We start from the raw sequence: 2,963 nt of genomic DNA on the forward strand, positions 1-2,963 counted from the left end.
GTCCTATCTGGTGTTCGAGTATGTGCCCGGCGGTACTTTGGCTGATCAGCTGCGGGGCGGTCGCAATACCCAACTGGGCGTACGCGCGACGTTGGAGCTTTTTCTGGGTATCTTGGACGGCTTGCAAGCCGCGCACGCCGCCGGTGTGGTGCACCGTGACCTCAAGCCCAGCAATATCTTGATCGACGCCAAGGGTCGCGCGCGCGTGATGGACTTCGGCATCGCGGCACGTTTGTCGTCCGAGTTAGCGCAGCCCCAGCGTGTGGTCGGCACGCCCGGCTACATCTCGCCCGAGGCAGCCCTCGGTGAGCCGGCGAGTGCGCAAATGGATGTGTTCGCTGCGGCCGTGATGCTGGGCGAGATGCTCAGCGGCCAGCGCCTGAATTTTGATCCCGACCCCTGGGTGTCGGTGCGCCGCGTCATCGAGCAAGACCTGACCCTGCCATCCGACTTGGGGCTGGACGTTGATGACGCCTTGCGGGCGATCGTGCAGCGCGGGCTGGCGCGCAAGGCCGCCGAGCGCTGGCCGTCGGCGCAGGCTTTGCATGAGGCGCTGAGTGAATGGATGTACCCGGCTCAAACCAGCGTTGCACCGGTGGTGGACGGCGCCGCTTTGGAGTTCTTGCTGCGTCGCATGCGCCACAAGAGCGACTTCCCGGCCATGTCGGACGCGATCGGCCGCATCCAGCGCCTGACCGCCTCCGAGAACGGCAGCCTCGCCATGCTGTCCAACGAGATCCTCAAGGACGTGGCGCTGACCCACAAGCTCTTGCGCCTGGTCAACACCGTGCAGTTCAGCCATGCCGGCGGCGGCAGCATCAGCACCGTCTCCAGAGCGGTGGCGCTGGTGGGTTTTTCAGGTATCCGCAATTTGGCCTTGTCGCTGATCTTGCTGGAGCGGATGGAAAACAAGGCGCATGCCCAGCAGTTGCGCGAGGAATTTTTGCGCTCCCTGATGGCGGCCTCCTTGGCACGCGAGTTGTGCCTGAATCCGCGCGAGGCCGAGGAGGCGTTTTTATGCGCGATGCTGCACAACCTGGGCCGCTCGCTGTGCGAGTTCTACTTCCCCGAGGAGGCGCAGCAGATCCGCCGCATCACGCGCACCGAGCGGGTCAGTCAGGCGACTGGCCTGGCCGCCGCGCCGCTCAGTGAGGCGGTCGCATCGGCACAGGTGCTGGGCATGAGTTACGAGCAGTTGGGGCGGGGCGTGGCACGCCAATGGGGTTTGCCCGAGTCCTTGCAGCTCAGCATGCGGCGCCCGGACGGCGAGCCGCCGACGCGCCGGGCCGAGCACACGGACGAGCGCCAGCGCTGGCTGGCCCACGCCGCCAATGATGTGGCCGATGTGATTCTGCACACCGCCCCGGCTGACGCTCTGGCGCGCGTGCACGCGATGGCGCAGCGTTATGCGCGCGTGCTCGGCGTGACGGCCGAGACCTTTGATGTGGCCGCCGATCAAGCCCGCCAGCGGCTGGCGCAGGTGGCCGATGCCATGGGCATACAACTGCCCAAGAACTCGCCGGCGCGGCGCTTGCTGGCGCCGCTGACCCCGACCTTGGATGACTCGTTGAGCGCACATCAGCTGCAGGCCACGCAGATTCTGGAGCCGACCCAGAGCCTGAGCCGCCAACAACTGACGCGCGAGCAAGCGGCCGAAATGATGGCGGCCGGCATCCAGGACATCACCAATGTGATGGTCGAGAACTTCAAGCTCAATGAGGTGCTGCGGATGATTCTGGAGACCATTTTCAGAGCGCTGGGCTTTCGGCGGGTGGTGTTTTGCCTGCGCGACCCGAAGACGGAAACGCTGACCGGCCGCTTTGGGCTGGGTGAAGGGGTGGAGGCCGTCGCGCCCTTGTTTCGGGTGCCCTTGCGCTTGGCCAATGGCGGCAATGCGGACCTGTTCGCTGCGGTCTGCCAAAAGGGCGTCGACACCTTGATTGCCGACGCCACCGTGCCAAAAATCGCCGAACGCCTGCCGCTTTGGTACCGCGGCGATGTGCGCGCGCCGAGCTTCTTGCTCTTGCCGATGACGCTCAAGGGCGTGCCCTTTGCGCTGATTTATGCGGACAAGGCCAGGGTCGGCGGCATCGATCTGGGCGAGAAAGAGCTGCAACTGCTGCGCACGTTGCGCAATCAGGCCGTGATGGCGTTCAAGCAGGTGAGCTGAAGTTCGCTAGACTGCCAGCCTTGCCGCGGTTTGAGTGCCGCCGCCCTTAACCGACCGCTGACCCGACCGCCGACATGTCTACCCTCCAAGAATCCGCCCTGCTGCAAGCGCTGCAAACCGTCGTCGACCCGAATACCGGCCAGGACTTTGTGACCGGCAAACAACTGAAAAATCTGCGCCTGGACGCATCCGATGTGTCCTTCGAGATCGAGCTCGGCTATCCCGGCGCCAGCCAGTTCCCGGAGCTGCGCCGCCAATTGGTCGCAGCCGCCCGCAGCGTGGCCGGCGTCGCCAATGTCAGCGTGCAGATCCACAGCAAAATTGCCGCCCATGCGGTGCAGCGCGGCGTGCAATTGCTGCCGGGGGTGAAGAACATCATTGCGGTGGCCTCGGGCAAGGGCGGCGTGGGCAAAAGCACCACCGCCGCCAACCTGGCGCTGGCGCTGGCCGCTGAAGGCGCGCGCGTCGGCATGCTGGACGCCGATATCTATGGCCCCAGCCAGCCGACCATGCTGGGCGTCAGCGGCCGCCCCGAAAGCGAAGACGGCAAGCTGATGGAGCCGATGCAAGCCTACGGCCTGCAGATCATGTCGATCGGCTTCTTGGTCGAGGAAGACCAGGCGATGATCTGGCGCGGCCCGATGGCCACGCAAGCGCTGGAGCAGTTGCTGCGCCAAACACGTTGGCAAGAGCTGGACTATCTGATCGTCGACATGCCACCCGGCACCGGCGAGATCCAACTCACGCTGTCGCAACGCGTGCCGGTGACGGGTGCCGTGATCGTCACCACGCC

Annotated in this window: 2 protein-coding genes; both read left to right on the forward strand. The window is 65.3% G+C overall.

The features are described from left to right. Nucleotides 1-2,170, forward strand: a 2,170-nt coding sequence (locus RMO57_RS20920) for an HDOD domain-containing protein (protein ID WP_310389963.1), incomplete at its 5' end; no start/stop codon positions are given. 74 nt (nt 2,171-2,244) lie between these two features. Continuing rightward, nucleotides 2,245-2,963: P-loop NTPase (locus RMO57_RS20925; protein ID WP_310389964.1), on the forward strand; the 719-nt coding region annotated here is incomplete at its 3' end.

It is taken from the genome of Roseateles sp., from assembly GCF_031397715.1.
Classification (GTDB): domain Bacteria; phylum Pseudomonadota; class Gammaproteobacteria; order Burkholderiales; family Burkholderiaceae_C; genus Paucibacter_A.